Annotated in this window: 25 protein-coding genes; 12 read left to right on the top strand and 13 right to left on the bottom strand. The window is 61.3% G+C overall.

Annotation, left to right across the window (positions count from 1 at the left end):
• Nucleotides 1–122: 122 nt before the first annotated feature.
• Together astA and ACA057_RS19920 are read right to left on the bottom strand one after the other, a co-directional pair.
• Nucleotides 123–1,157 (bottom strand): arginine N-succinyltransferase, encoded by a 1,035-nt coding sequence (gene astA / locus ACA057_RS19925; protein WP_497341642.1) that lies wholly within the window; start codon nucleotides 1,155–1,157, stop codon nucleotides 123–125.
• A 61-nt stretch (nucleotides 1,158–1,218) separates the two neighbouring features.
• Nucleotides 1,219–2,235, bottom strand: coding sequence for an arginine N-succinyltransferase (locus ACA057_RS19920; RefSeq protein WP_497341640.1), 1,017 nt, complete (start codon nucleotides 2,233–2,235; stop codon nucleotides 1,219–1,221).
• Between the two features lie 575 nt (nucleotides 2,236–2,810).
• Between ACA057_RS19920 and ACA057_RS19915 the strand changes: the two genes are divergently transcribed.
• Together ACA057_RS19915 and cobF are read left to right on the top strand one after the other, a co-directional pair.
• On the top strand, nucleotides 2,811–3,383 hold the full coding sequence (locus ACA057_RS19915) for a histidine phosphatase family protein (protein WP_497341638.1): 573 nt from the start codon (nucleotides 2,811–2,813) through the stop codon (nucleotides 3,381–3,383).
• On the top strand, nucleotides 3,383–4,138 hold the full coding sequence (gene cobF / locus ACA057_RS19910; protein ID WP_497341636.1) for a precorrin-6A synthase (deacetylating): 756 nt from the start codon (nucleotides 3,383–3,385) through the stop codon (nucleotides 4,136–4,138). Before ACA057_RS19915 ends, cobF begins: the two co-directional genes overlap by 1 nt.
• A gap of 124 nt (nucleotides 4,139–4,262) precedes the next feature.
• On the opposite strand, the gene ftrA is transcribed toward cobF, so the two are convergent.
• The gene (gene ftrA / locus ACA057_RS19905; RefSeq protein ID WP_497341634.1) at nucleotides 4,263–5,237 is read right to left on the bottom strand and encodes a transcriptional regulator FtrA; all 975 of its coding nucleotides are present in this window, start codon (nucleotides 5,235–5,237) and stop codon (nucleotides 4,263–4,265) included.
• Between the two features lie 101 nt (nucleotides 5,238–5,338).
• Here ftrA and ACA057_RS19900 point away from each other — a divergent pair, with 101 nt between their 5' ends.
• The gene (locus ACA057_RS19900; RefSeq protein WP_497341632.1) at nucleotides 5,339–5,773 is read left to right on the top strand and encodes a rhodanese-like domain-containing protein; all 435 of its coding nucleotides are present in this window, start codon (nucleotides 5,339–5,341) and stop codon (nucleotides 5,771–5,773) included.
• 16 nt (nucleotides 5,774–5,789) lie between these two features.
• On the opposite strand, the gene ACA057_RS19895 is transcribed toward ACA057_RS19900, so the two are convergent.
• Nucleotides 5,790–6,425, bottom strand: coding sequence for a type 1 glutamine amidotransferase (locus tag ACA057_RS19895; protein WP_497341630.1), 636 nt, complete (start codon nucleotides 6,423–6,425; stop codon nucleotides 5,790–5,792).
• Between the two features lie 334 nt (nucleotides 6,426–6,759).
• Between ACA057_RS19895 and ACA057_RS19890 the strand changes: the two genes are divergently transcribed.
• From ACA057_RS19890 to ACA057_RS19880, 3 genes are all read left to right on the top strand, one after another.
• A complete protein-coding gene (locus ACA057_RS19890) occupies nucleotides 6,760–7,539 on the top strand; it encodes an ABC transporter substrate-binding protein (RefSeq protein WP_497341628.1) in 780 nt (259 codons plus the stop codon).
• Between the two features lie 205 nt (nucleotides 7,540–7,744).
• Nucleotides 7,745–8,857: a succinylglutamate desuccinylase/aspartoacylase family protein gene (locus tag ACA057_RS19885; protein WP_497341626.1), complete on the top strand. Its 1,113-nt coding sequence runs from the start codon at nucleotides 7,745–7,747 to the stop codon at nucleotides 8,855–8,857.
• A gap of 189 nt (nucleotides 8,858–9,046) precedes the next feature.
• A complete protein-coding gene (locus tag ACA057_RS19880) occupies nucleotides 9,047–9,763 on the top strand; it encodes an alpha/beta hydrolase (RefSeq protein ID WP_497341624.1) in 717 nt (238 codons plus the stop codon).
• A 3-nt stretch (nucleotides 9,764–9,766) separates the two neighbouring features.
• Here the strand turns inward: ACA057_RS19880 and ACA057_RS19875 are convergent, their stop codons facing one another.
• The 3 genes from ACA057_RS19875 to ACA057_RS19865 form a co-directional block, all read right to left on the bottom strand.
• The gene (locus tag ACA057_RS19875; RefSeq protein WP_497341622.1) at nucleotides 9,767–10,339 is read right to left on the bottom strand and encodes a DcrB/PsbP domain-containing protein; all 573 of its coding nucleotides are present in this window, start codon (nucleotides 10,337–10,339) and stop codon (nucleotides 9,767–9,769) included.
• A 150-nt stretch (nucleotides 10,340–10,489) separates the two neighbouring features.
• The gene (gene yddG / locus ACA057_RS19870; RefSeq protein WP_497341620.1) at nucleotides 10,490–11,401 is read right to left on the bottom strand and encodes an aromatic amino acid exporter YddG; all 912 of its coding nucleotides are present in this window, start codon (nucleotides 11,399–11,401) and stop codon (nucleotides 10,490–10,492) included.
• 58 nt (nucleotides 11,402–11,459) lie between these two features.
• A complete protein-coding gene (locus ACA057_RS19865; protein WP_497341618.1) occupies nucleotides 11,460–12,254 on the bottom strand; it encodes a hypothetical protein in 795 nt (264 codons plus the stop codon).
• Nucleotides 12,255–12,523: 269 nt separating this feature from the next.
• Between ACA057_RS19865 and ACA057_RS19860 the strand changes: the two genes are divergently transcribed.
• Entirely contained in the window at nucleotides 12,524–13,843 is a 1,320-nt protein-coding gene (locus ACA057_RS19860; RefSeq protein WP_497341616.1) for an Nramp family divalent metal transporter, read from the top strand.
• A gap of 90 nt (nucleotides 13,844–13,933) precedes the next feature.
• Here ACA057_RS19860 and ACA057_RS19855 read toward each other — a convergent pair whose 3' ends face one another.
• Nucleotides 13,934–14,836: a LysR family transcriptional regulator gene (locus tag ACA057_RS19855; protein WP_497341614.1), complete on the bottom strand. Its 903-nt coding sequence runs from the start codon at nucleotides 14,834–14,836 to the stop codon at nucleotides 13,934–13,936.
• A 111-nt stretch (nucleotides 14,837–14,947) separates the two neighbouring features.
• Between ACA057_RS19855 and ACA057_RS19850 the strand changes: the two genes are divergently transcribed.
• Nucleotides 14,948–15,550: an NADPH-dependent F420 reductase gene (locus ACA057_RS19850; protein ID WP_497341612.1), complete on the top strand. Its 603-nt coding sequence runs from the start codon at nucleotides 14,948–14,950 to the stop codon at nucleotides 15,548–15,550.
• Between the two features lie 138 nt (nucleotides 15,551–15,688).
• On the opposite strand, the gene ACA057_RS19845 is transcribed toward ACA057_RS19850, so the two are convergent.
• Genes ACA057_RS19845 through ACA057_RS19835 form a run of 3 tightly spaced genes read right to left on the bottom strand, consistent with a single transcriptional unit; the run spans nucleotide 15,689 to nucleotide 18,282 of the window.
• The gene (locus tag ACA057_RS19845) at nucleotides 15,689–16,870 is read right to left on the bottom strand and encodes an acetyl-CoA C-acetyltransferase (protein ID WP_497341610.1); all 1,182 of its coding nucleotides are present in this window, start codon (nucleotides 16,868–16,870) and stop codon (nucleotides 15,689–15,691) included.
• A gap of 11 nt (nucleotides 16,871–16,881) precedes the next feature.
• Nucleotides 16,882–17,547: a CoA transferase subunit B gene (locus ACA057_RS19840; RefSeq protein WP_008021761.1), complete on the bottom strand. Its 666-nt coding sequence runs from the start codon at nucleotides 17,545–17,547 to the stop codon at nucleotides 16,882–16,884.
• Nucleotides 17,548–17,583: 36 nt separating this feature from the next.
• A complete protein-coding gene (locus ACA057_RS19835) occupies nucleotides 17,584–18,282 on the bottom strand; it encodes a CoA transferase subunit A (RefSeq protein WP_059402853.1) in 699 nt (232 codons plus the stop codon).
• 173 nt (nucleotides 18,283–18,455) lie between these two features.
• Here ACA057_RS19835 and ACA057_RS19830 point away from each other — a divergent pair, with 173 nt between their 5' ends.
• Nucleotides 18,456–19,346 (top strand): LysR family transcriptional regulator, encoded by an 891-nt coding sequence (locus ACA057_RS19830; RefSeq protein ID WP_497341608.1) that lies wholly within the window; start codon nucleotides 18,456–18,458, stop codon nucleotides 19,344–19,346.
• 115 nt (nucleotides 19,347–19,461) lie between these two features.
• Here the strand turns inward: ACA057_RS19830 and ACA057_RS19825 are convergent, their stop codons facing one another.
• Nucleotides 19,462–20,304, bottom strand: coding sequence for an NAD-dependent protein deacetylase (locus ACA057_RS19825; protein WP_497341606.1), 843 nt, complete (start codon nucleotides 20,302–20,304; stop codon nucleotides 19,462–19,464).
• A gap of 123 nt (nucleotides 20,305–20,427) precedes the next feature.
• Nucleotides 20,428–21,474, bottom strand: coding sequence for a class I SAM-dependent methyltransferase (locus ACA057_RS19820; protein WP_497341604.1), 1,047 nt, complete (start codon nucleotides 21,472–21,474; stop codon nucleotides 20,428–20,430).
• Between the two features lie 515 nt (nucleotides 21,475–21,989).
• Between ACA057_RS19820 and ACA057_RS19815 the strand changes: the two genes are divergently transcribed.
• The 3 genes from ACA057_RS19815 to ACA057_RS19805 all read left to right on the top strand — a co-directional run bounded on the left by ACA057_RS19815 (nucleotide 21,990) and on the right by ACA057_RS19805 (nucleotide 25,057).
• Nucleotides 21,990–23,324 carry an acetamidase/formamidase family protein gene (locus ACA057_RS19815; protein ID WP_497341602.1) on the top strand — a complete coding sequence of 445 codons (1,335 nt, stop codon included), beginning with the start codon at nucleotides 21,990–21,992 and terminating at the stop codon, nucleotides 23,322–23,324.
• A gap of 142 nt (nucleotides 23,325–23,466) precedes the next feature.
• On the top strand, nucleotides 23,467–24,306 hold the full coding sequence (locus ACA057_RS19810; protein ID WP_401357808.1) for an HvfB family MNIO-type RiPP peptide maturase: 840 nt from the start codon (nucleotides 23,467–23,469) through the stop codon (nucleotides 24,304–24,306).
• Nucleotides 24,299–25,057 (top strand): HvfC family RiPP maturation protein, encoded by a 759-nt coding sequence (locus tag ACA057_RS19805; protein ID WP_497341599.1) that lies wholly within the window; start codon nucleotides 24,299–24,301, stop codon nucleotides 25,055–25,057. The genes ACA057_RS19810 and ACA057_RS19805 overlap by 8 nt, the downstream gene beginning before the upstream one ends.
• Nucleotides 25,058–25,630: the final 573 nt, after the last annotated feature.

The following is a 25,630-nucleotide window of genomic DNA, read 5'->3' as shown; positions in this document are numbered from 1 at the left end:
TCGAGTGCGAAGCGCTCGCAAACAGGATGCGCTTGGGAAGGAGGATTTCGGTTTGAAAGACCGAGGCGTGAGGTTTTACGGCTGCTTCGCAGCCGAGCGCAGCGTTCGGCAGCTGCGACACTTCACGCGGCAGCGGCTTGTTGCTGTTGATTGAGCAGAGGTACGGCGCGTACCGAGTTGCCGGGTTGCAGTTGCAGGCGTTTGGCGGTGAGGCGGTCGACGATCAGGCTGTTGCCCACCCTTCGCGCCGGGGCGGCGGTGATGCGGCAGTTTTCCAGACGTCGATTGTGGATCAGCCAGGCCGGCGCTTCGTCGTCCGGTGCGCCGATGGCCAGCACCAGGGATTGGCTGTCACGTACGGTGCGGATTTTCGGGATCGGCGCCTCGATCACCGGGCCTGCGTCGAAGATGTCGATGTAGCCTTTGTGGGCAAAACCTTCGGCCGTGAGGATTTTCAGGGCCGGTTCGGTGTTCGGGTGAGCCTTGCCGATCACCGCTTGGGCCTGTTCGGTGAGCAGGCAGGTGTAGAGCGGTTGGCGTGGCATCAGTTCAGCGATGAACGATTTGCTGCCCAGCCCCGACAAGTGATCGGCGTGGTTGAAATCCATCTTGAAAAAGTGCCGGCCGAGACTGTCCCAGAACGGCGAGCAGCCTTGTTCGTCGGCACTGCCTCGCAATTCAGCGATGAGTTTGTCGCCGAACAGGTGCGGATACTCGGCAACAAACAACAGGCGCGCCAATGACAGCAACCGACCGTTATTACCTTGGCGTTGATCCGGTCGCAGGAACAGCGAGCAGATTTCCGATTGCCCGGTCATTTCATTGTTCAGGAACAATGTCGGGATTTGCCGCTGGATGCCCAGGTCCGGTGACGAGCTGACCGTCAACCCGACCCGGTAGTTGTACCAGGGCTCGCGCAGGCCAACGGCCCCCGACAGGGCACTGACACCCACCACTTGCTGATCGTCGTCTTCGAGCACGAACAGGTAATCGGCATCGGCGCGCTCGACCTGTTCGGCGAAGGTCCGTTGCGCCCAGCGCAACCGGTGGGCCAGGCGCTCTTCGTTGGCCGGCAGGGTGCTCAACCCGCGACCGGCCTGCCGCACCAGTGCCAGCAAGGCGGGCAGGTCGGTGACGTGAACCGGACGGACAATCATGATGCAGCTCCTTCTTCGCGCCTGCTCGGGCGCCGTCGATGGGCACGGGGCCGGGTGATGCTCACAGGGCGATCAACCGGATCGCACTGCCTTCGGTCACGTTCAGTGCCGCGCACATGTCCTCGCTCAGCACCACGGTTTGCCCGGCGTTATAGTCCAGTTCGGCGACGATGGCGCGATAGTCCTTCAGCGCGTCGTTGCTCACCAGGTAGCGGCCACGGGCATCGATGGGCGAACCCGGTTTTACCGTGCCGGTCTGGCTGCGGGCAATCGAGCGGATGTTGGAGGTGCGTGCATACAGCGTCGGCCCGCCATCGAACAGGTCGACGTAGCTGTTGGTCTCGAACCCTTCGCACTCGAGGATATCGAAGGCTTCCTGGCCATCGGGGTGGATTCGGCCGATACAGTCCTGCGCCGCTTGGGGCAGCATCGGCACATAGATCGGGTATTGCGGCATCAGTTCGGCGAGGAACGTGCGACTCTCCAGACCACAGAGCCGCTCGGCCTCGGCGTAGGGCAGGTCGAAAAAATGCTTGCCCACGGCGTCCCAGAACGGCGATCGCCCGTCATCGCTGCTGAAGCCGACGATCTCGGTGATCACCGCTTCGGCAAAGCGCTGTGAATGGGCGGCAATGAACAACAGCCGCGCCCGAGACAGCAATTCGGAAAACGGCGTTCGCACCCATGCCGCGTCAATATGAAACCCGCGCAATAAGGTGTGGCCACTGAGGTCGTGACACAACGACAGCGTCGGTACGCCGTGCTCGATGTTCAGTTCCCGCGAGGCGCTGGTGAAGTGCCGATTGCGCAGGCTGTAGAACGGCTCGCTGAAACCGGCGGTGGCGAGGATTTCCGAACACCCGACCAAATGCCGGGTATTCAGATCTTCCAGCACGAAGAAGTAATTCTCCGGGCCGTGACCCTGGACGTCCTTATCGAACGAGGCGCAGGAGTCGAGAATTCTCTCGCGCAAGCGTTCGGTATCGTCCGGCAAGGACGTGACGCCTACCAGGCTTTCGCGAGCAAGCCGCTGTAACTGGGGCAGGTCGGTTAACTCGACTGGACGTAAAGCCAGCATGGATGCACTCCTGTATCAAAGGGCCCGGCGGTTGGCACCGAACCTGACTATCACTGTCGGTTTCCACGCGTTGAATCGGCGGTCGCTTGAACAGGTCAGGCGCCACTCTTTTTTTTCAGCCGTTACGTGAGGCGGGCAGCACCAAGCTCACACTCCGGTTGTTGAAGTGCGGGCTGGACGTGTATCTGGCGCTGGGAGAACGGAGGCGGTGGTCGATATCGTTGAGAGAGGGCATCCGGGCTCCTTGCTGGATGGGTGTGTCGTTTTCAATTGATGTTCCGTTTAACCAGTATTTATTTATAGCTTGCTCCCTGTCTAGTGAATTTTTGCGCACTTTTTTCACGCCCCGGAATGGAGCGAAATGCCCGTCTGACGGGGGCTACACGTATGTCGACAGAGTTTGTAGGCCATCGCCTATAGAGGCATCGGAGGTAGCCTTTTCTCTCGGATGAAATGTGTCTAAAAGCAGCGTTGCCGGTTGAAACGAAACACCCCCGAAAAGCGCTTCTTACGGCACAATTGCCCAATTATTGGCGGCATGCCGGTTTCCCTTCCTATCAACAGAGTGATCCTCAGTGCAGGCAACCCGTTTGACCCTGATGTGCCACGCACGAACCGTCGCACAAAAATTGGCGCGTTTTCCTACGGATGAACCGCTGGAGATGGATGGGCCATCGGCCAAGGGTTCCCGTGGCCGCCAGTTCAAGGGGACACCACGCCTGGTGTGTGGCCCGGAACTGCGCACCCGGCAGACTGCGGAATTGTTCGGCAGTGATGTGGAGATTGTTGCGGCGCTGGGTGACTGTGATTTCGGGCGCTGGAAAGGTGTGCGGATCGACGATTTGCAAAAAAACGAAGCGGAAACGCTCCAGGCCTGGCTCAGTGATCCGGACTCGGCGCCCCACGGCGGTGAGTCGGTGGCGCAACTGGTTGAGCGCGTGGCCGCGTGGCTGACCACACTGACGGCGACACCGGGGCACATCGTTGCCATCACCCATCCGTTTGTCATTCGCGCTGCGCTGACGCACGTGTTGCAAAGCCCGGCATTCAACCTTATCGACGTTGAACCGCTGTCGGCCATCGAGTTGCGGTTCAACGGCTGCTGGCGGCTACGCTTCCTGGGCGCGGACCCTGAGGAAACATTTTGATGAAAAAACTTCTGGTCATCGGTATCGGCGCCGGCAACCCCGACTACATCACGATGCAGGCGGTGAAGGCGTTGAACCTCGTCGACGTGTTTTTCCTGATGGACAAGGGAGAGAGCAAGGACAAGCTGATTGACCTGCGTCGCGAGATCTGCGAGCGCTACATCACTGATCGCGACTACCGCTTTGTCGAGGCCCACAGCCCGGAGCGCGAGCGTGGGGATGTGGACTACAAGACCAGCGTCGAAGATCTGAACCTTGCCAAGCAACTGACCTTCGAACGGCTGATCAATGAGGAAATGACTGACGAGCAGTGCGGCGGTTTTCTGGTCTGGGGCGACCCCGCGTTGTACGACAGCACGATTCGGATCTTGCAGGCGATTCTGGCATCAGGCCGCTGCGACTTCGAATTTGACGTGATCCCCGGCATCACCAGCGTCCAGGCGTTGGCGGCGCAGCATAAGGTGCCGCTGAATCGCATCGGTCGCTCGATCGAGATCACCACGGGCCGGCGCCTGGCAGCGGGGCAGGTGAGTGATGCCGACAGTTTGGTGGTGATGCTGGATGCGCAAGATTCCTACCATCAAGTGGCGGATCAGGAGACAGAGATTTACTGGGGAGCCTACCTGGGGACGCCGGATGAGATCCTCATCAGCGGCAAACTCAAGGATGTGGCGGATGAGATTGAGCGGGTGCGCAAGGCTGCGAGGCTGGCCAATGGGTGGATTATGGATACCTATCTGTTGCGTAAGCCTTGAGGGATAGGGTGTCTGGTCTGGCCTCATCGCGAGCAGGCTCGCTCCCACAGTTAACCGAGTTGGCTGGACGAACGCGATCTAATGTGGGAGCGAGCCTGCTCGCGATGAGGCCAGTCCAGACACCTCAAGAAATAACGTTGACCTCCCGCCCAAACCGCTCCCGATACACCGACGGCGGCACCCCGACCACGCTACGAAACGCCACCCGGAAACTTTCCACCGAACGATAACCACAGCGTTCGGCAATCTGATCGGTGTTGTGGCTCGTGCTCTCCAGCAACTCACGCGCCCGACCGAGGCGTTCATGTTGCAACCAGGCCTTGGGCGGCATGCCCGTGGCTTCGGTGAAACGACGCAGGAACGTCCGTTCACTCATGGCCGCCTCGCTGGCCAATTCGCGCACTTCCAGCGGTTCATGCAAGCGCTCGCGCGCCCACTGCATCACGCGCGAAAGATCGCTGCGCGGCGTAGGACTGACCGGTGTCGGAATGAACTGCGCCTGGCCGCCGGTGCGTTGCGGCGACATCACCAGGCGTCGCGCCACTGCGTTGGCGACCTGCGTACCGAAGTCCCGCGCCACCAGATGCAGGCAAGCATCGATACCTGCCGCACTGCCAGCCGAGGTGATCAGTTGACCGGAATCGACATAGAGCACGTCCGGGTCCACCAGAATGTTCGGGAAACGCTCGGCCAGTTCAGTGGCGTAGCGCCAATGCGTGGTGGCGCCGTGACCGTCGAGCAATCCGGTGGCCGCGAGCACGAATACGCCCGAGCAAATCGACAGCAACCGCGCGCCGCGGGCATGGGCCTGGCGCAGGGCCGCGAGCAAGGCTTCGGGCACCGGCGCGCTACGGTCGCGCCAGCCAGGAATGATGATGGTCCGGGCTTGCTCGAGCAGTTCCAGGCCGCCATCGGCCAGCACGTGAATGCCGCCCATGGCGCGCATCGGGCCTTGATCGACAGCGGCGATCCGATGCTCGTACCACGGAAAATCGAATTCCGGCCGCGCCAGGCCAAAGATCTCCACGGCGATACCGAATTCGAAGGTACACAGGCCGTCGTAGGCCAGAATCACGACCAATCCAGGGGTGGGCTGCATTTGGCGGAAAGTTCCCGGTGAGTGTCTTGTGCGCCACTGTAGCCTCCAGCGACGGGCGGATAAAGTCTCCTTACACCCACCGAGACTTTGGAGTACGACCCATGACCAGCCTGGTTCGCGCAATTCCCGCCGCCCCATCGGCCATTGCCCTGATGCATTTCAGCAACCGTCTGACCTTCGAAACCGATTGTTCCGACGTCTATGGCAGCCAACAGGCCGGCGAGGTGGATTTTGTCCTGGTGGACGTGCGCGGTCCGCTCGCGTTCGAGCGGGGCCATGTGCCGGGAGCGATCAACCTGCCGGGGCGACTGCTGACCGCTGACGGTCTGGCGACGTACGCGAAAACCAGCGTGTTCGTGGTCTATTGCGCCGGTTCGCACTGCAATGGCGCCAACAAGGCCGCGGTGAAACTGGCGGCGCTGGGTTACCCGGTCAAGGAAATGATCGGCGGCGTGACCGGGTGGCTGGATGAAGGGTTTGAGTTGAGTGTGGGGGGCGAACGTCCGATCAATGCCGTGATCGGTTGCGAATGTTGATCTTTTGATCTTCGCTTTAAACCGCTACAGCCCACCATCCATCCAGCGTCGCCTGCAACCACTTGAACACGGCGGCATAGGCGGCGCTGTCCTGCTCACCCCGTGGCAACGGTGACTCATTGGCAAAGTGTTCATTCAGCAGGGCCACCGACTCGGCATTCCACTCTGGATGAAACTGCAGCCCCACTCGCGTAGGCCCCACGCGGTACATCTGCTGCTCACAATGATCACTGCTGGCCAGTAACTTTGCGTTCGGCGGCAGATCAATCGCGTCTTCGTGCCACTCCAGCACCTTCAGCGTCTGACCCTCGACGAACGTCACGGTGGTCCAGCCCGTTTCGCTATGCGCCATCCGCCGCACAGTGCCGCCCAGGCTCAGCGCCAACAACTGCGCACCCAGGCAAATGGCGAACACCGGAGCGCCCTGATCGAGGCTGCCCGCCAGCCACTGACGTTCGGCTTCCAGCCACGTCGGTCCGGCATTGGACTCGTAGGGCCCGCCCAACAGAATCACCGGCGCCGCCCCTGGCGGCGGCAATTGCCCGAGGTCTGCGCGAAAGATGTTCAGCGCCACGCCTCGGGACGCGGCCCACTTGGCAATCGCGCCGGGGCCTTCGGCAGGGTGGTGCTGGATCAGGTTCAACGTGGGCATCACGTTTCTCTATTGGGGCGGGAGGGAAGGCAATGTGCCGCAAAAAATGCTTCATCGCCAGCGCGACTCGTCAGTCGGACTAGCACCCCATACCTTGTAGGATTTGTCTGAAATCAGGGATTGTCTGACAACCTTTGCACCGCCATGGCGCACACCTCTAAACGGCGTAATCCGCCGGCCACTTTTCTATACGTATTTGTCGCTTAAACACAATTTGCCCTCCGTAAGCCCCTCTAGACTGCCGGCCACTTCGGTCTTCACCAGCCACAAGCTACCGACCGCAAGCTGATAATCGAACGCTGCCAATAAAAGCCTCCGCACACAGGAGTTATAAATGAAGAAGCTAGTGATGTTCGGTGCCCTGGCACTGTCGATGTTGTCCCTGACCGCTGTGGCCGAAGACGCCAAGCCGATCCGCATCGGTATCGAGGCCGGTTACCCGCCCTTCTCGATGAAAACCCCCGACGGCAAACTCACTGGTTTCGACGTCGACATCGGCGACGCGTTGTGCGAGCAGATGAAAGTGAAGTGCACGTGGGTCGAGCAAGAGTTCGACGGCCTGATCCCGGCCCTGAAGGTCAAGAAAATCGACGCGATCCTGTCGTCCATGACCATCACTGACGACCGCAAAAAGAACGTCGATTTCACCATCAAGTACTACCACACCCCGGCGCGCTTCGTGATGAAGGAAGGCACCGACGTCAAGGACCCGCTGACCGAACTCAAGGGCAAGAAAGTCGGTGTGCTGCGCGCCAGTACCCACGACCGCTTCGCCACTGAAGTGCTGCAACCGGCCGGGATTATCCTGGTACGTTACGCCTCCCAGCAGGAAGCCAACCTGGACATGGTCGCTGGCCGCCTCGACGCGATGCTGGCTGACTCGGTCAACCTGGACGACGGTTTCCTGAAAACCGACGCTGGCAAAGGCTTTGCGTTTGTCGGCCCGACCTACGAAGACGCCAAGTACTTCGGCGGCGGCGCCGGCATCGCTGTGCGCAAGGGTGACAAAGAGCTGGCGGACAAATTCAACACCGCCATCACTGAAATCCGCGCCAACGGCAAGTACAAGCAAGTGCAGGACAAATACTTCAATTTCGACGTTTACGGCGAGTAATCCGGCCGTTCAAAAAAAGTGGCAACCGTTGACGCGGTTGCCACTTTTTTTATGCTCTCTATCTATTGAAACGAGAAACCTGTGGGAGCGAGCCTGCTCGCGATGGCGTCGTGTCAGCCGACATTGATGTTGAATGTCAGTACGCCATCGCGAGCAGGCTCGCTCCCACAGGTGATCTCACCGTTCAGACATTCAGGAGTCCGCCATGCAACGCATCGACCATCCTCTGCCCTGGAGCCACTTGGGTACCGAACGCACACTCAGCGTGTTTCGTTATGGTGCGGGCACTCGCAAGGTGTACATCCAGGCCAGCCTGCACGCCGACGAACTGCCAGGCATGCGCACTGCCTGGGAATTGAAGAAGCGCCTGACCGAACTCGAAACTCAAGGCCAGTTGCAAGGCATCATCGAACTGGTGCCGGTGGCCAATCCCATCGGCCTCGATCAGCACTTGCAAGGCAGCCACATGGGGCGCTTTGAGCTGGGCAGCGGCAAGAATTTCAACCGTTCGTTCGTCGAACTCAGCGCGCCGGTGGCCGAGTTGATCGGTGATCGCCTGGGCGCCGATGCCGAGGCCAACATCGCGTTGATTCGTCAGACCATGGGCCAGGTACTCGACGACTTGCCCGCAGCGGTTTCGCCATTGGAGGCCATGCACCGCTTGCTGCTGCGCCACGCCTGCGACGCCGACATCACCCTCGACCTGCACTGCGATTTCGACGCGGCGATTCATATTTATGCACTGCCGCAGCACTGGCCACAGTGGCGGTCACTGGCGGCGCGCTTGAAGGCCGGTGTCGCTTTGCTCTGTGAAGATTCCGGCGGCAGCTCGTTCGACGAGTCGTGCTCATCGCCGTGGTTGCGCCTGGCACGGGCCTTCCCCGAGGCGGCGATTCCACCGGCCAACCTGGCGACGACGCTGGAGCTGGGCAGCATGGGCGACACCCGCGTCGATCAGGCCCAGGCCAATTGCGAGGCGATCCTGGGATTTCTTGCCGAGCAGGGTTTTATCAACGGCACCTGGCCGGCGGCACCGAGCGAATGCTGCGAAGGCATGCCATTCGAAGGCACCGAATACCTGTTCGCGCCGCATCATGGCGTGGTCAGTTTCCTGCGAGATTCCGGAGAGTGGGTGGAGAAGGGCGATGCGCTGTTTGAAGTGGTCGATCCGTTGAACGACCGGGTCACGACGGTGTGCGCCGGGACCAGCGGTGTGCTGTTTGCCATTGATCGTGGTCGCTACACCCAGCCGGGTACGTGGCAGGCGAAAGTCGCGGGGCGCGAGCCGATTCGGGTTGGGAAACTGATCAACGACTGAGGTGCTGGCTGGGGCATCTTTAGTGAATTTCCCGGCCTCATCGCGGGCAAGCCCGCTCCCACAGGTTTTGCGCGATCCTGTGGGAGCGGGCTTGCCCGCGATGGCGGTATCCGCATCGCTACAAATGTCCCTGCCTGTCTCACAGTGTTAGGCTCTGCCCCGAATCCTGCGCGCCGTGAAGGAAGGTTTATGTTGAAGTTTCTCGCTCTGCTGACGCTGCTGGCATCCGCCGCCGTCCACGCTCAAACCCCGCTGCAAACCGATTTGCCACTCCAGTACCTGGAGCAGACCCACCCCGACTCGAACAATCAACCTCTGGTGATTTTCCTCCACGGTTACGGCAGTAACGAGCAGGATCTGTTTGGCATCAAGGATGAACTGCCCGCGTCCTACAACTACCTGTCGGTACGGGCACCGATGGTGCTGGAAGAGGGCAGTTACCAGTGGTTTCGCAAGAAAGGCGAAGGTGCCTACAACGGCGAGACGGACGACTTGAAGACCAGCGGCCAGGTGCTGCTGGATTTCATCGCACAGGCGGCGAAGAAATATCACACGGAGCCGGCCAAGGTTTTCCTGGTGGGTTTCAGCCAGGGCGCGATCATGTCTTACGAGGTCGCCTTGCGTCACCCCGAGGCGGTGGGCGGGATTGCAGCGTTGAGCGGGCGGATTTTGCCGGTGCTCAAATCCGAGCTGAAACCGGATGAAAAACGCCAGAAACTGGCGATTTTCATTGGTCATGGCACAGTGGATAAACGCTTGCCGTACACCGATGGCACCGACGCCGTCAGCCTGTTGCAGAGCCTGTCACTCAAGCCTGAATTTCACGCCTACCCTGGCGTAGGTCACAGCATCAGCGGCGCGGAAATGCAGGACTTGAGCACCTGGTTGCAGCGCCTCAACCCCTGAGTTTCACTTGCCGCTGACCAGCTGTTTGATCAAGGTTTCGTGGGCGGCCATGTCGCCGGGGCGGGAAATCACCTGAACCACGGCCATGCGGGTGCCGGACGCCGCCATCAGCGTGGTGTTGAGGGTGACGCCGCCACCCTGTGTGGCGGTGCTGTCGACCTGTCGCAGTCCCAGCCCGGTGCCTTTTTGGGTCAGGCTTTTCTCGCTGAGTTTATTGAAATCCGGTAGGGCCTTGCGTTGCGCGGTGTCGAAGTCGGCCACGGTTTCGTCGAGAAACGTGCCGTCGTTGTCCTTGACGGTGACACCGGGCGGGAGGTTGTTTTCGGCGGCGATCACCACGGTCTTGGTGGTCTCGTTGGTGTACATGGTGCCGGTCGCGCCCGTCGGGCTGGCGGGCAAGGGGTTGGCAATGAAGCCCTTGGGCAGGGTGAACTTGAACTTGCCGCCCAGCATCGAGACTTTTTGTGCCGGCGCGGAATCGCTGGAAGTGGCCTTGGCCGCTTGCGCATTCAACGCCCCCAGGCTGGTAGCCACCGTCAGCAACAGGACAATGGCGTTTTTACTCAACAATGACATTCGAAATCTCCAGGGATGGTCGCGCTATGAGGGCGATCATCCCATGGATTACGATCTGTAGCAGCTCCCGAACCTGCGAGGCTGCGTGGGCAGGTGCTGCTAGGTTGATGTTTGCGCGAACCTGTTCGATTGACGTGCAGGCTTCTTGTTCTACTCGTTCGAAATGATCGAACGTGTGATCGGCACTTTGGTGGTTGAATTCGACGTGGCGATCACGGCACCGGCAATGATCAGCAACGCCGGGATGATCAGGATCGGGCTGGCATGGCTGCGGCCGACGGTAATCAGCAGCATCGTGGAAATCAGCGGCGCCAGGTAGGACAGTGCCCCTAGCGTCGCCAGATTGCCGTGTTTGGTGGCGTGGTCCCAGGCGAGAAACGCCAGCCCGACCGGGCCGAGGCCGAGGACAATAATCGCCGTCCATTGGCTGAAGTCGGGCCGCACCGTGGTTTCGATCGCGAGGTGGCAGACCAGCCCGGCCAAGGCGACCAGACCGCAGATCCCACCGATGGTGCTGCTGGGCACTTCGCTGAAGCGGCGGTTGATCACCGAGTAACCCGCCCAGATCAGCGCACAGCCGAACGCGGCGAGATAACCGGCGATGGGCAGCGCGACGGCTGCGTTCGGGGTGTGTTGTTGCATGATAAACGCCGTGCCGGCCAGGCCCAGCAGCGCGCCGAGCATTTGCCGCTTGTGCAGTTTTTCTCCGGCGGAGAACGCCGACAACAACACCAGCAACAGCGGCCAAAGGTAATTGATCAGGCTGGCTTCGGCGGCGGGGGCCGCTTTGAGCGCGAAAAAATACAGCGCGTGATAAACGAAAATTCCCACGAAGCCGGTCGCCCAAACGCTCCAGGGTTGTCGCCAACTGCTGAAGCCGACCCATCCGCGTCGGCCCAAAATGATCAGGCTCGCCAGGAACGCCACGCCGAAGCCCAGCGTCATCAGCTCAAAGGGCGGAATGCCTTCGGTGAGGGTGGTCAGCAATGCCAGGGAAGACCAGAGCAAAATCGCAATCACGCCGACAGCCGTGGCCGATCGGGCGTTTCGGAGCTGAGTCATGTCTGTTCCTTCAGCGTAAAGAGCGGGCGACCATCCTGGCCCGATGACATCAAGCAGCTTAGCGTTTGATTGCCGTACGTCCAGCGTCCGCCACCGGGCTCGCCGGTTTGGCCAGCAATCGCTTGGTCACCCCGAGCATTGCCACCGACACCGCGACGCCGAGGGCGAACGCGCTCAGGCCCATGCCTGGCAATGCCAGCGCCAATACCAGGCAGAACGCCGCGAACGAATACATCCCGGTGGCGGTGGCTCGCAGCAACGCGGCGGTAAACGCCGGGCCGCGGGTTTGCTGGGAGAACACCGCCATCACGCTGCCGAGCACCGGGAACACGGCGAGCAGGCCACTCCAGCGATCGCCGACGGTGCTAGCGAGCAACGTGACCGCAAGGGTGAGCAGGGCGCCGGCGACCATGCGCAGCAGCAGTTTGTCGGACTTCGGCGCCGGGCCTGAAACGATCGGCTGCACGGCGGGAAACAAGTAAGGCGCCGCCAGCAGCGCGACGGAAGCGGCGATCACCGAGAACGTCAGGGACGCGGGAATCAATGACAGCACCACGGCCACCGAGGCCCAGACCAGCAACGAAATGATCAACGCCCATGGCCAGCCGGCCCGTTGTGCGACCTGGGCGTAGGTCACGCAGAAGGCAATCATCGCGAACATTGCCGACAGCGCTGCCGTCGCCGATTGCGCGGCGAACACCTCACCTTGTTCGATGGCGAGGAAGAACAGAATCGGTCCGACCACCACCGGCAATCCCGATAACCAACCGGCCACGCTAGGGCCCCAGCGCTTGCCGGCCAGGGAAATCAGCAGGAGAAATCCTGGAATGACCAGCAGTTTGAGCATCAGCACGCACGCACCTCCGACCTGAGTGAGGCGGCAACGTTAGCATTGCGGGCGAATGATTGCTCTATGGATGTCTCGATTTTGTATACAAAGCACAGCGCGACCCCTGTCCCTGTAGGAGCCGAGCTTGCTCGCGAAGACGGCGGCACATCCAACATCAAATGAACTGTCGGACCGCCTTCGCGAGCAAGCTCGGCTCCTACAGGGTTTGTGAGTACACCGGAATGGGGGAAACGTCTAAGCTGGCCGCTCCCAGCTGTTGACGGATGGTTTGCGTGAAATTCAGTTTGCCCAAATTCGCCACCGCACCGTTCTGTCCGCCGGAAGTGGCCGGCAGCGTTGCCGTCGATCCCCGCGCGTCGTTCTTCAAGCGGCTGCTGCGTTTTGCCGGTCCCGGTTTGCTGGTGTCCATCGGTTACATGGACCCGGGCAACTGGGCGACCGCGATCGAGGCCGGGTCGCGCTTTGGCTACAGCTTGTTGTTCGTGGTGCTGCTGGCGAGCTTGGCGGGGATGGTGGTGCAGTGTTTGTGTTCGCGGCTGGGCATCGCCACCGGGCGGGACCTGGCGCAGTTATCGCGCGAGCGCTACAGCCCACGGACCGCACGGACCCAGTGGGTGCTGGCGGAAATCTCGATCATCGCCACCGACCTTGCCGAAGTGCTCGGTTGCGCCTTGGCGTTCCATTTGTTGTTGGGTTGTTCGCTGACCGTCGGCATCGCGCTCACGGCGTTCGACACGCTATTGGTGCTGGCCTTGCAAAACCGTGGCTTCCGCCGACTGGAAGCGATCATGTTGGTGCTGGTGGGCACCATCGGCGCGTGTTTCTTCGTCGAACTGCTGTTGATCAAACCTTATTGGCCGGACGTTGCCCGGGGTTTCACGCCGTCACTCTCAGCCATCGGCGACGCTGCGCCGCTGTACCTGGCCATCGGGATCCTCGGGGCCACGGTGATGCCGCATAACTTGTACTTGCACACCTCGATCGTGCAAACCCGGATGATCGGCAAGGACCTGGCCAGCAAGCAGGACGCGGTGAAACTGGCGCGCATCGACACGATTGGCTCGCTGGCCCTGGCGCTGCTGGTGAACGCGGCGATCCTGATCCTCGCGGCAGCGGCATTCCACACGAGCGGGCATACCGACGTGGTGGACATTCAGGACGCCTATCACTTGCTCGATCCACTGGTGGGCGGGGCCTTGGCCAGTGTGCTGTTCGGCGTGGCGTTGCTGGCCTCGGGGCAGAGCTCGACGTTCACTGGCACGATCGCCGGGCAAGTGATCATGGAGGGGTTCCTGAACCTGCGGATTCCGTGCTGGCAACGGCGTTTGATTACCCGTGGGCTGGCGCTGATTCCGGCGTTCATTGGGGTTTGGTTGATGGGCGATAACGCGGTGGGCAAGCTGCTGGTGTTGAGTCAGGTGGTGTTGAGCCTGCAGTTGCCGTTTGCCTTGTATCCGTTGATTCGCATGACCAACGATCAGAAGCTGATGGGACCGTTTGTCAATCGACTGCCGACGCGGGTGTTGGCGTGGGGGTTGTTTGGGGTGATCAGTGGGGCGAATAGCTGGTTGATCCTGCAATTTTTGGGGTGATTGTTCGGGCCTCTTCGCGGGCAAGCCCGCTCCCACATGGATTGTGGTGTACATGGATCCTGTGGGAGCGGGCTTGCCCGCGATGAACGATTACACGGCGTCCCGTCCAAACGCATCCACCACAAAATCAACAAACGCCCGCGTCTTGGCCGGCATCAAACTCCGGCTCGGGTAATACAGCGAGATCGGCCCCGCATCGCCGTACCAGTCGGGCAGCAGGCGCACCAGTTCGCCGCGCTGGAAATTGGCCAGCACATCGGGCAACACCAGCAGCGTCACGCCCAAGCCAAGCATGGCCGCCTCACGCATGGCCGCCGGGTCATTGAGGACGATGTGTTCGTTGAGGCTGGCCGGTGCTTCATGGCCCGCCCCGTCACGCATGATCCACTGGCGAATCCGCCCGGTGCGGGAGCCGCGCATCACGATGCCGTTATGCTGTGACAAATCCTCCGGGCGTTCAGGCAACGTGCGTGAGGCCAGGTAGGCCGGGGAAGCCACAGCCACCACATGCGCCGCCGCCAATGTTCGGGAAATCACCCCCGGAGTCAATTCGAAGCCGCCGCCGATGGCCGCGTCGTAGCCCTCGGCAATCAAATCAACGGGACGGTTTTCGAAGTGCCATTCAGGGCGAATCAGCGGGTAGCGCTCCAGAAACGCCGGCAGCAGCGGCAGGATATGACCGATGCCAAACGTCGGTGCCAGGCTGACCTTGAGCACCCCGGCCGGTTCGCCACGGTCGCTGGCCACGGCGCTGATTGCCGCTTGCAATGCCTGCAGATTGCCGCCGATGCTGGCCAGAAAGCTTTCGCCGGCTTCGGTCAGTGACAATTTGCGGGTGGAACGCTGGAACAGCCGCACACCCATGTTGCGTTCGAGCATCGCCACGTTGCGGCTGACCGCAGCAGGCGTCAGTGCCAGCAAGCGAGCGGCAGCGGAAAAGCTCCCGGTTTCGGCGCTGCGCACAAAGGACTCAAGGTTGGCGAGGGTTTCCATGGCAACCACCTGCTAGTAATGCTTGAAGATCATTCAAGTCATTACCGACTAATAAAGACCTAATGGCAAGCGCAGTATTCACTCCATCGACAACCCACGGAGTGAACAACCATGAGTACTATCGGAATCATCGGCGCCGGCGCAATCGGCGCAGCCTTCGCCAAAGCCCTCTCGCGTCAAGGCATTGAAGTAGTCATCGCCAACAGTCGCGGCCCGCAAACCCTGGCCTCGCTGGTCGCCGAACTCGGGCCAACGGCTCGCGCCGGAACCCGCGAAGAAGCCGCCGCCCAGCCGATGGTGCTGGTGGCAGTGAACTGGTCGAAATTGCCGACTGCACTGGCTGGCCTGCCGGATTTCGGCGGAGGGATCGTCATCGACGCCAACAATTCGATCGAGGCGCCCTCGTTCAAAGCCGTGGATTTGCAGGGAAGGACATCCAGCGAAGTATTCGCCGAATGGGTGCCGGGGGCGCGGGTGGTGAAGGCGTTCAATCATCTTCAGGCGCGTTTTCTGGACAGCGATCCGGCGGCGGAGGGCGGGCGGCGGGTGCTGTTTTTGTCCGGCGACGATGCCGACGCGAAAGCGCAAGTGGCCGCACTGATCGATCAGTTGGGGTTCTTCGGGATCGATCTCGGGGAGTTGAGCGTTGGAGCGAAGCTGGTGCAGTTTCCAGGCGGTCCCTTGCCGACGCTGAACCTGGTGAAATTCGCCTGACCCTTCATTCACCGCCAGCGGCTACAAAGTGTGCGTTGTGGCAGAGATAGGGATAACCCGGTGCGACGTGAGTCGCACCGGGTGTGTTGCCAGGCTGCGGCGGTTCTTCGTGGATCCCCGCGCAGTCTGTTGAACGCTTTAAGACCGTTCGATTGCCAATGCCACGCCCTGACCACCACCGATGCACAGGGTGGCGAGGCCTTTCTTGGCGTCACGCTTAATCATTTCATGCAGCAACGTCACCAGCACCCGGCAACCCGACGCACCGATCGGGTGACCCAGGGCGATGGCGCCGCCGTTGACGTTGACCTTGTTCAGGTCCCATTCCAGGTCCTTGGCGACCGCCAGGGATTGCGCGGCGAAGGCTTCGTTGGCTTCAACCAGCTCAAGCTGGTCGATGGACCAGCCGGCCTTGTCCAGGCAACGGCGAGTGGCCGAAACCGGGCCGATGCCCATGATGGCCGGGTCGACGCCCGCGTTGGCGTAGGCAGCGATTTTCGCCAGCACCGGCAGGCCCAGGGCCTTGGCTTTTTCGGCGCTCATCAGGATCACAGCAGCGGCGCCGTCGTTCAGCGAAGAGGCGTTACCGGCGGTCACCGAACCGTCCTTCTTGAAGGCCGGTTTCAGTTTGCCCAGGGCTTCGGCGGTGGTGCCGGCCCGTGGTTGTTCGTCGGTGGCGAAGGACAGCGGATCGCCCTTGCGCTGAGGAATCAGGATCGGCGTGATCTCATCGGCAAAACGCCCGGCTTCAATGGCGGCCGTGGCTTTCTGCTGGGAGGCTGCGGCGAAGGCGTCCTGTTGTTCGCGGGTCAGGCTGTACTTGTCCGCCAGGTTCTCGGCGGTGATGCCCATGTGGTAATCGTTGAACGCATCCCACAGGCCGTCGCTGATCATGGTGTCGACGATTTGCGCGTGACCCATGCGCAGACCGGTGCGTGCGCCGGGCATGACGTAGTTGGACAGGCTCATGTTTTCCTGGCCGCCGGCAATGATCACCTCGGCATCGCCGCAGCGAATTGCCTGAGTGGCCAGATGCAAGGCTTTCAGGCCCGAGCCGCAGACCTTGTTCAGGGTCATGGCGGGAACGGCGAAGGGCAGGCCGGCCTTGATCGACGCCTGGCGCGCAGGGTTTTGCCCGGCACCGGCCGTCAACACCTGGCCCATGATCACTTCATCGACTTCGGCCGGGTCCAGGCCGGTTTGCGCCAGCAGCTGACGGATGACCGCAGCGCCCAGGTCGACCGCAGAAACATTGGCCAGGGCACCCTGGAAACTGCCGATCGCGGTGCGCGTGGCGGCAACAATGACGACTTCTTGCATGGAATGATTCCTCACTGGGCAGCGAACTGCATTTCCGGCACGTGATCCGGCACGATCAGTTTACCGGCGGTCTTGGCGACAATCTCTTCGACGCTGACGCCCGGTGCACGTTCTTTCAGGATGAACGCGCCGTTTTCGATTTCAAGATACGCCAGGTCGGTCAGCACACGCTTGATGCACCCGGCGCCGGTCAGCGGCAGGCTGCATTGGGACAACAGCTTGGACTCACCGTCCTTGGACGCGTGGGTCATGATCACGATGATGTTGTCCGCGCCTGCGACCAGGTCCATCGCGCCGCCCATGCCCTTGACCAGTTTGCCGGGAATCATCCACGAGGCGATGTTGCCTTGCACGTCGACTTCAAAGGCGCCGAGCACGGTCAGGTCGACATGGCCACCGCGGATCATCGCGAAGGACTCGGCCGAGGAAAAAATCGAAGCGCCGATACGGGCGGTCACGGTTTGCTTGCCGGCGTTGATCATGTCGGCATCGATGGTGTCTTCAGTCGGGAAAGGACCCATGCCGAGCAGGCCGTTTTCCGACTGCAGCATGACTTCCATGCCTTCCGGGATGTAGTTGGCGACCAGGGTCGGAATGCCGATGCCCAGGTTCACGTAGAAGCCGTCCTGCATTTCGCGGGCGACGCGTTGAGCCATTTGTTCGCGGGAAAGTGCCATTGTTGTTCTTCCTTCATTCGGTCCGGGGGCAGGGGATCACTTACGCACGGTGCGCTGTTCGATGCGCTTCTCGAACGTGCCGCAAATGACCCGGTCGACGTAGATACCAGGGGTGTGGATCTGCGCCGGGTCCAGCTCGCCGGGTTCGACGATTTCTTCGACTTCGACCACGGTGATCTTGCCGGCAGTGGCGGCCAGCGGGTTGAAGTTCTGGGCGGTGTGGCGATAGATGACGTTGCCGAAATGGTCGGCTTTCCAGCCTTTGACGATGGCGAAGTCACCGGTGATGGATTCTTCCATCAGGTACTTGCGACCGTGGAATTCGCGCACTTCCTTGCCTTCGGCAACCGGAGTGCCGACGCCCGTAGCGGTGAAGAAGGCCGGGATACCAGCACCGCCGGCGCGCATTTTTTCGGCGAGGGTGCCTTGGGGGGTCAGGACAACTTCAATTTCGCCTTTCAACAGCTGTTCTTCGAACAGTTTGTTTTCGCCGACGTAGGACGCCACCACTTTACTGATCTGGCGGTCTGTCAGCAGCACGCCGAGGCCGAAGCCGTCGACGCCGCAGTTGTTGGACACTACGGTGAGGTCACGTGTGCCTTTGCGCTTGATCTCGGCGATGAGGTTTTCCGGGATCCCGCACAGGCCGAAGCCGCCAGCGATCACGGTCATGCCGTCTTCAAGACCTGCCAGAGCTTCCTCGTAGGAACTCACACGCTTGTCGAAACCTGCCATATGCACCTCTTTTATTCTTTGTGGGCGGCTGGCTAGCCGAATGGATGGAGTGTCTCTCTGGGTGATTCATTTGTTAAGTTGATTTTTAAGGTTGATTGGTTAATAAAGCTCATCAAACCGCTGCTTCAATCTTGCAGCTTATAGCTTGAAGCGTACAACTGGAGCGAAGCGAGATGACCGTCAAGCAGATACGCGCATTCCTGGCCGTGGCCCAGAGTCTGAGTTTTGCTGTGGCCTGCGAGCGGTTGCACCTGTCGCAATCGGCGTTGAGCCTGACCATCAAGGCGCTGGAGGAGGGCTTGGGCGGGCGATTATTTACCCGCAATACGCGCAACGTGGCGCTGACGCCTGAGGGTGAGTCGCTGGTGCCGCTGGCACGCCGACTGATCGCCGATTGGGACAACGCCGAGGATGAACTGCGCCAGCGTTTTACCCTGCAACGTGGCCGCGTGACCCTGGCGGCGATGCCGTCGTTTGCCGGCAACCTGTTGCCACCGATCCTGAGGATTTTCCGTGCGCGTTACCCCAAGGTCAATGTCACGGTGAATGACGTGATCAATGAGCAAGTGCTGGAGATGGTGCGGGATCGGCAGGTTGAGCTGGGGGTGGCGTTTGAGCCGACGCAGAGTTCGTCACTGGAATTCACGCCGCTGTACATGGACCGGTTTGTGGCGGTGGTGCCACACGATTCCAAGTTGGCCGAACTGGACGACATCGACTGGCAGACGTTGCTCAAGGAACCGTTCATCACCTTGCAGCGCCCGTCGACGGTGCGGGTCATGCTTGAAGAGCACTTGCAGGCACGGGGAATGAAGCTGCCGGTGGAGTTTGAAAGTCACCAGCTGGCGACGGTCGGCAGAATGGTCGCCAGCGGCCTGGGCGTGAGCGCGGTGCCGGCCCTGTGCGCCGGGCAGATGCGCGAGCTGGGCGCACGCTGCATCACCTTGCGCGACCCGGTGGTGGAGCGGGCGATCGGGGTGCTGACCAAACCGGGGGTTGAACTGTCGGCGGCGGCGCAGGCGTTGTTCGATATTCTCAAGGAAGAAAATCTTGGCGTGCACTGAACACATTCCCCTGTGGGAGCGAGCCTGCTCGCGATGAGGCCCGCACTTCCAGCATTTATGTCGCCTGCCAGACCGCTATCGCGAGCAGGCTCGCTCCCACAGGGATTGGGTTTCGTCAGTTCTTAAGGTGTTGTGCCAGTAACGGCAGCAACCGTTCGCAGGAGCCTTCGATTTTCAGATCGAGGATGTCATCCGCCCGGGTCTTGCCCAGATTAATCGCCATCAACGGCTTGCCCTGATCCGCCACAGCCCGGCACAACCGAAACGCCGAATACGCCATCAGCGAAGACCCGACCACCAACAACCCCGCCGCCTTTTCCACCGCCGCCATCGCCTTGGCGGCCGTAGCCTGCGCCACGTTCTCGCCAAAAAACACCACGTCCGGCTTCATCCGTTCGCCCGCGCAGTGGGGGCAGTGCGGTACTTGAAAGCGCGCTTCAAAGGCGGCGTCGAGCAAGGTGTCGCCATCGGGTGCCTGCACCGCATCAACCCCGGCCAGGTAAGGGTTCTGCGTTTCCATCAGGCGCTGGATCGAATCCCGTTCGCTGCGCTGGCCGCAGTCCAGGCACAGCACCCGATGCAGGCTGCCGTGCAGTTCGATCACGTCGTGGCTGCCGGCCTGGTCGTGCAAGGTGTCGACGTTTTGGGTGATCAGCGCGCTGATCTGCCGCGCACTTTGCAAACTGGCCAGGGCCTCGTGCGCCACGTTCGGTTGAGCCTGGCGCACTCGCGGCCAGCCAAGCATCGCCCGCGCCCAATAGCGGCGCCGGGATTCAGGAGCCGAGAGGAATTCCTGATACATCATCGGTTGCCGGCCACGCCGCACGCCCTGGTTGTCGCGGTAGTCCGGAATGCCCGACGGCGTGCTGATGCCGGCGCCGGTCAGGACCACAAACGGTTGATCGGCCATCAGCTGCTGGAGCCGGTCGAGTTGTTCGCGTAAGGGGCTGTCGAGCATGTTCAACACTCCGCAAGGCCTTGATGGCTTGCAGCGTAACATTTGCCGGGCGAGCGCAAGCAGTCAACTTGTAGCAGCTGGCGAAGCCTGCGTCCGGCTGCTACATGGCACGTGTTTCACCGTTTATTTACGCGCCTCCAGGATCAGGTTGAACGGCGTTTCCGTGGCCCGGCGGAAACTCTTGAAGCCCGCCTCGGTGAAGACCTTGCGCAACCGCGCCTCGCCCGCCTGGGCGCCGAGCCCGAGGCCGACTTCCTGGGACAGCGAGTTCGGCGTGCAAATGAAGGTCGAAGCAGCGTAGAACAGCCGACCCACCGGGGTAACGTTGTCGTCGAGCGAATCGTTGGCAAACGGCTCCACCAGCAACACCGTGCCGTCCGGCTTCAGCGAGTCATAGGCGTGCCGTGCGGCGCCCACCGGGTCGCCCATGTCGTGCAGGCAGTCGAAGTAGCAGACCAGGTCATAGTCATCGCCGGGATAGCTTTTTGCCGTGCCCTGGAAGAACCGCGCACGCCCGGACACACCGCCTTCCTCGGCGCGCTGGGTGGCGACGGTGACAGAAGGTGCGTGGTAGTCGAACCCGACGAATCGCGAGTCCGGAAACGCCTGGGCCATGATCACCGTTGACGCGCCATGGCCGCAGCCGATGTCCGCCACTTTGGCGCCAGCCTGCAGTTTGGCGACGACGCCATCCAGCGCGGGCAGCCACTCGGCAATCAGATGCGCCTTGTAGCCGGGGCGGAAGAAACGTTCCGTGCCGCTGAACATGCACGGATGGTGATCGCCCCAGGCGAGGGCGCCGTTGCCGCGCATGGCGTTGACCAGTTTGTCCTTGTCATGGAAAAACGACGCCACCACCCCGATTCCGCCGGCGATGTAAACCGGCGAATCTTCGATGGCCAACGCCAGCGCTTGCTCTTCCGGCAGGCGGAACTGGCCGTCGCGATGTTCCATGTAACCGGAGGCCGCGTGGGCGCTGAGCCATTCGCGCAGCAGGCGGGTGTTGCAGCCGGTTTTGTCGGCAAGTGCTTCAGGGGTGATTGGCTGACTGTCGGCCATGGCCCGGTACAGTCCGAGCTCTTCGCCGAGGATGACATTGGCCAGCATCGCCGCGCCGCCCATGTCGTTCACCAGCTTGCCCATGAAATCGTTGAGTCTGGCCTCGTCCATCACGTGTGCTCCTTCAGCAGGATCACGGTCCAGAGGCGTGGTTAGCCTGGGTGTTCGCCACTGGGCGGTGGTCGTGGGAATGAACAGGACGCTGTGCACGTCCTGCGTGCAATAAGTTTAGTCCGAGCCCCGCGCACCGCAGCCTGGAGCGACGAAAGCCCATTTACTGACCCACCCCCATCCAATGTGGGAGCGGGCTTGCCCGCGATAGCGGTGTGTCAGTCGACAGGTATGTTGGATGTGCCGACCTCATCGCGGGCAAGCCCGCTCCCACAGGGATCTGCAGTGGCTGTTGGTATCGCATGTATCTCACTGTATCTAACCGGCCTTTCGATACAGTCTCGCTCAACACCGGGGCACTGCCGAACACAGACCAGATACAAACCTGCGCTGAACTGTGAAGGCCGTTTTGGCGCCCTGTAACCGGGGCGACCGAGACCCTTTCCAGGCCGTCGCAACAGGCGGCCGTTTGCTTTTGCCACTGTTCCGCGCCTGATGCGGTCAAGGGGACCACAATGACAACGCTTGTGTCTCAACCCACCCTCAACGCCACGCCGGTGAATCGCCTGCGGGTCGATCACTACACCAACGGCATCATCGGCCCGAGCCAGCCGATGCTCGGACCGTTGGCCGACGGCGGCACCCTGATCACCGGCACACCGCCGGGCTGCTGGGGTCCGATGATCACGCCAGCATTCGAGGGCGGCCATGAAGTGACGCAACCGGTGGCTATCGCCGGGGCGGAAGTCGGCGATGCGGTCGCCATCAAGATCAAAAGCATGCGCGTGACCTCGCTGGCGACCTCGTCCGGGGTCATGAAATTCGTCGAGGGGCGCTACAACGGCGATCCGTTCGTCTCCAAATTCTGCGCCAAGTGCGGCACCGAGCATCCGGCCAGCCATGTCGAAGGCATCGGCGAAGAGTCGATCCGCTGTAACAATTGCGGCGCCGAAGTCAGCGCGTTTCGCTTCAGCCACGGCTACGTGATCGTGTTCGATGCGCAGAATCAGGTCAGCCTGACCGTCAATCAGGACGTCGCCAATCAACTGGCCGGCAATGCTTCAGAAATGTCGGCGCTGCCGGAGTTCGCCGCCCAGCACTCGATACTGTCCCTGGCCCGCGCTGACATCCCCGGCGTCGCGGCGCACATGCGCCCGTTCCTCGGCAACATCGGCACCACGCCGTCCCGGGATCTGCCCGATTCGCACAACTGCGCCGATTTCGGCCAATACCTGATCAATGCACCACACCGTTTCGGCACGACCCGTGAAGAGCTGCACGCGGCCAAGACCGACGGCCACATGGACACCAACTCGATCCGCGAAGGCTGTGTGCTGATTTGCCCGGTGAAAGTGCCAGGCGCGGGGGTGTACATGGGCGACATGCACGCCCAGCAGGGCAACGGCGAGATCGCCGGGCATGCCACCGATTGCTCCGGGGAAACCGAAGTGGTGGTCGAGGTGGTGAAAAACCTGACGCTGGAAGGCCCGATCCTCCTGCAAAACCTCGATGACTTGCCACCGATGGCGCGGCCAATGACCGCTGAGCAACGGGCCAAAGTCCGTGAGTTGGGCGAGCGTTGGGGCCAGCAGGAGATCGAGCAGAGCGGGCCGATCACCTTTATCGGCAGCGGCGAGAACCTCAACGTCGCGGTCGAGAACGGCTTGAAACGTGCGGCTTCGGTCACCGGCCTGCCGTATGACGAAGTGCTCAACCGCGCAACCATCACCGGCTCGATCGACATCAGCCGCTTGCCGGGTACCGTTCGCGTGACATTCCTGTGCCCGATGAGCGTGCTGGATCGCATCGGCATTGGCCATCTGGTGCGTGAAAAGTACGACTTGGCGTAACCCTGACGGCGGGTCTGTATCACACTGTGTACAGGCCCGCCGACGATACAACCGCTGCGATTTTCTGCCGGACCGGAACACAGACCCGATACACCGTTTCGGTTAACTGTGATTCCGAACTGGCAACCCTGAGATCGACATCATGCAGACCTCTCACACATCAACGAAGGCCACCGTCGGGCTCGGCCTGCGTCGCGGTTTAATGAAAGACCTTCAAGCCGCCCCGGTGGGTGACTTCGATTTTCTGGAAGTCGCACCGGAGAACTGGATCGGCATCGGCGGCGCCCATGGTCATGCGTTGCGTGCCCTGGCCGAGCGTTATCCGTTGTCCTGTCACGGCCTGTCCCTGTCACTGGGCGGCCCGTCGCCGCTGGACGTCGGGTTTCTGCAAGAGGTGCGGGTTTTCCTCGATCACTACAAGGTGCCGCTGTACAGCGAGCACTTGAGCTACTGCAGCGATGACGGTCACCTGTACGACCTGCTGCCGTTGCCGTTTACCGAAGAGGCGGTGCATCACGTTGCCGCGCGCATCCGCCAGGCCCAGGACATTCTGGGTCGGCGATTGGCGGTGGAAAATGTCTCGTACTATGCCGCGCCTCAGCAGGACATGGACGAGCTGACGTTCACCAACGCGGTGCTGCGCGAAGCCGATTGCGACCTGCTGCTGGACGTCAACAATGTCTACGTCAACTCGATCAATCACGGTTTCGATCCACAGACCTTTCTGGCCGGCATCGACTCGGGCCGGGTGGTTGCCATGCACGTGGCCGGGCACTTCGATGAGTCCGATACCTTGAAAATCGACACCCACGGCGCCTCGGTCAAACCGGTGGTCTGGTCGTTGCTGGCGGCGGCTTACGCCCGTTTCGGCGCGCAACCGACGTTGCTGGAACGGGATTTCAACTTCCCGGCGTTTTCTGAACTGGTGGCCGAGTTGCAGACCATTCGTCGCCTGCAAGCCGAGGGGGTGAACCGTGGATAAGCCGAGTCTGTTTCAGCAACAAAACACGATGGGGCTTTACCTGCGCGATCCCGAACACTGCGAGCCGCCAGCCGAGATGGACGTGGCGCGGGCACAGGTGTATCGCGACCTGATTTTCCTCAACCTGTCGACGCTGCTCAGCGGGACGTTTCCGGTGCTGATCAAGATTCTCGGGGATGAACAGTGGCGCACGTTGGTGCGGGTTTTTCTGCGGGACTACCGTGCGCACACGCCGAAATTCGGTGAGATTGCCAGTGAGTTCGTCGAGTTCCTGGCGTCCGAGCCGCCTGCGTTGAGTAAGGGGGATTGGCCGCCATTCATGGTCGAGCTGGCGCATTACGAGTGGGTCGAGATGGCGTTGCAACAATCCGAGGATGAGCCGTTGGTGCACGGTGATGCCGGGTTGATCCTGGAGCGACCGTTGCAGGTATCGCCGCTGGCCTGGCCGTTGGCGTATGCCTGGCCGGTGCAATTGGTGGGGCCGGATTATCAGCCCGAAGCACCTCCGGAACAGCCAACATTGCTGCTGGTTCGTCGGTCCGAAGACTGGAGCGTGAAGTTTTCCGAACTGAGCCCGTTGGCGTGGCGGTTGTTGCAGAGGATCGGCGAGTTTCCCGAACTGGACGGTCGTGCGCAGCTGGAAGGATTAGCGGTGGAGGCCGGGACCACGGGGTCGCCGGAATTTATCGACAGCGGTTTGGCATTGTTGCAGCAGATGCATGGGGAAGGGGTGGTGGGCGTAGTCGCTTGACCAACCACAACCCTCAAAACCCCACAATTCAAATGTGGGAGCGGGCTTGCCCGCGATGGCGGAGTGTCAGGCGATATCAGTGCTGAATGTACCGACCCCTTCGCGGGCAAGCCCGCTCCCACACTTGATCGCTGACGTGCATAAAACCTGTGTTCACTAAAAATCTACTGTGGGAGCGAGCTTGCTCGCGATGGCGGTGGGTCAGGCGACAGCAATGCTGGAAGTGCCGACCTCATCGCGAGCAGGCTCGCTCCCACACTTGATCTTTGTCGTGCACAAAACCTGTGTTCACTAAAAAATCCCATGTGGGAGCGAGCCTGCTCGCGATAGCGGTGGGTCAGGCGACAGCAATGCTGGATGTGCCGGCCTCATCGCGAGCAGGCTCGCTCCCACACTTGATCTTTGTCGTGCACAAAACCTGTGTTCACTAAAAAATCCCATGTGGGAGCGAGCCTGCTCGCGATGGCGGTTTGGCAGGCGACAGCAATGCTGGAAGTGCCGGCCTCATCGCGAGCAGGCTCGCTCCCACACTTGATCTTTGTCGTGCAAAAAACCTGTGTTCACTAAAAAATC

It is taken from the genome of Pseudomonas sp. LBUM1661 (genome assembly GCF_059695925.1).
Note: the sequence above shows the minus strand (reverse complement) of the source record. Positions and strands in the feature narration are given on the sequence as shown.

Coding starts and splice junctions, on each gene's coding strand:
- ftrA (WP_497341634.1), bottom strand. CDS start 5,237: ATGCAGCCCACCCCTGGATTGGTCGTGATTCTGGCCTACGACGGCCTG.
- ACA057_RS19840 (WP_008021761.1), bottom strand. CDS start 17,547: ATGGCACTTTCCCGCGAACAAATGGCTCAACGCGTCGCCCGCGAAATG.
- ACA057_RS19850 (WP_497341612.1), top strand. CDS start 14,948: ATGAGTACTATCGGAATCATCGGCGCCGGCGCAATCGGCGCAGCCTTC.
- ACA057_RS19810 (WP_401357808.1), top strand. CDS start 23,467: ATGCAGACCTCTCACACATCAACGAAGGCCACCGTCGGGCTCGGCCTG.
- ACA057_RS19815 (WP_497341602.1), top strand. CDS start 21,990: ATGACAACGCTTGTGTCTCAACCCACCCTCAACGCCACGCCGGTGAAT.
- ACA057_RS19920 (WP_497341640.1), bottom strand. CDS start 2,235: ATGCTGGCTTTACGTCCAGTCGAGTTAACCGACCTGCCCCAGTTACAG.
- astA (WP_497341642.1), bottom strand. CDS start 1,157: ATGATTGTCCGTCCGGTTCACGTCACCGACCTGCCCGCCTTGCTGGCA.
- ACA057_RS19875 (WP_497341622.1), bottom strand. CDS start 10,339: ATGTCATTGTTGAGTAAAAACGCCATTGTCCTGTTGCTGACGGTGGCT.
- ACA057_RS19855 (WP_497341614.1), bottom strand. CDS start 14,836: ATGGAAACCCTCGCCAACCTTGAGTCCTTTGTGCGCAGCGCCGAAACC.
- ACA057_RS19890 (WP_497341628.1), top strand. CDS start 6,760: ATGAAGAAGCTAGTGATGTTCGGTGCCCTGGCACTGTCGATGTTGTCC.
- ACA057_RS19900 (WP_497341632.1), top strand. CDS start 5,339: ATGACCAGCCTGGTTCGCGCAATTCCCGCCGCCCCATCGGCCATTGCC.
- yddG (WP_497341620.1), bottom strand. CDS start 11,401: ATGACTCAGCTCCGAAACGCCCGATCGGCCACGGCTGTCGGCGTGATT.
- ACA057_RS19825 (WP_497341606.1), bottom strand. CDS start 20,304: ATGCTCGACAGCCCCTTACGCGAACAACTCGACCGGCTCCAGCAGCTG.
- ACA057_RS19830 (WP_497341608.1), top strand. CDS start 18,456: ATGACCGTCAAGCAGATACGCGCATTCCTGGCCGTGGCCCAGAGTCTG.
- ACA057_RS19835 (WP_059402853.1), bottom strand. CDS start 18,282: ATGGCAGGTTTCGACAAGCGTGTGAGTTCCTACGAGGAAGCTCTGGCA.
- ACA057_RS19820 (WP_497341604.1), bottom strand. CDS start 21,474: ATGGACGAGGCCAGACTCAACGATTTCATGGGCAAGCTGGTGAACGAC.
- ACA057_RS19880 (WP_497341624.1), top strand. CDS start 9,047: ATGTTGAAGTTTCTCGCTCTGCTGACGCTGCTGGCATCCGCCGCCGTC.
- ACA057_RS19895 (WP_497341630.1), bottom strand. CDS start 6,425: ATGCCCACGTTGAACCTGATCCAGCACCACCCTGCCGAAGGCCCCGGC.
- ACA057_RS19885 (WP_497341626.1), top strand. CDS start 7,745: ATGCAACGCATCGACCATCCTCTGCCCTGGAGCCACTTGGGTACCGAA.
- cobF (WP_497341636.1), top strand. CDS start 3,383: ATGAAAAAACTTCTGGTCATCGGTATCGGCGCCGGCAACCCCGACTAC.
- ACA057_RS19845 (WP_497341610.1), bottom strand. CDS start 16,870: ATGCAAGAAGTCGTCATTGTTGCCGCCACGCGCACCGCGATCGGCAGT.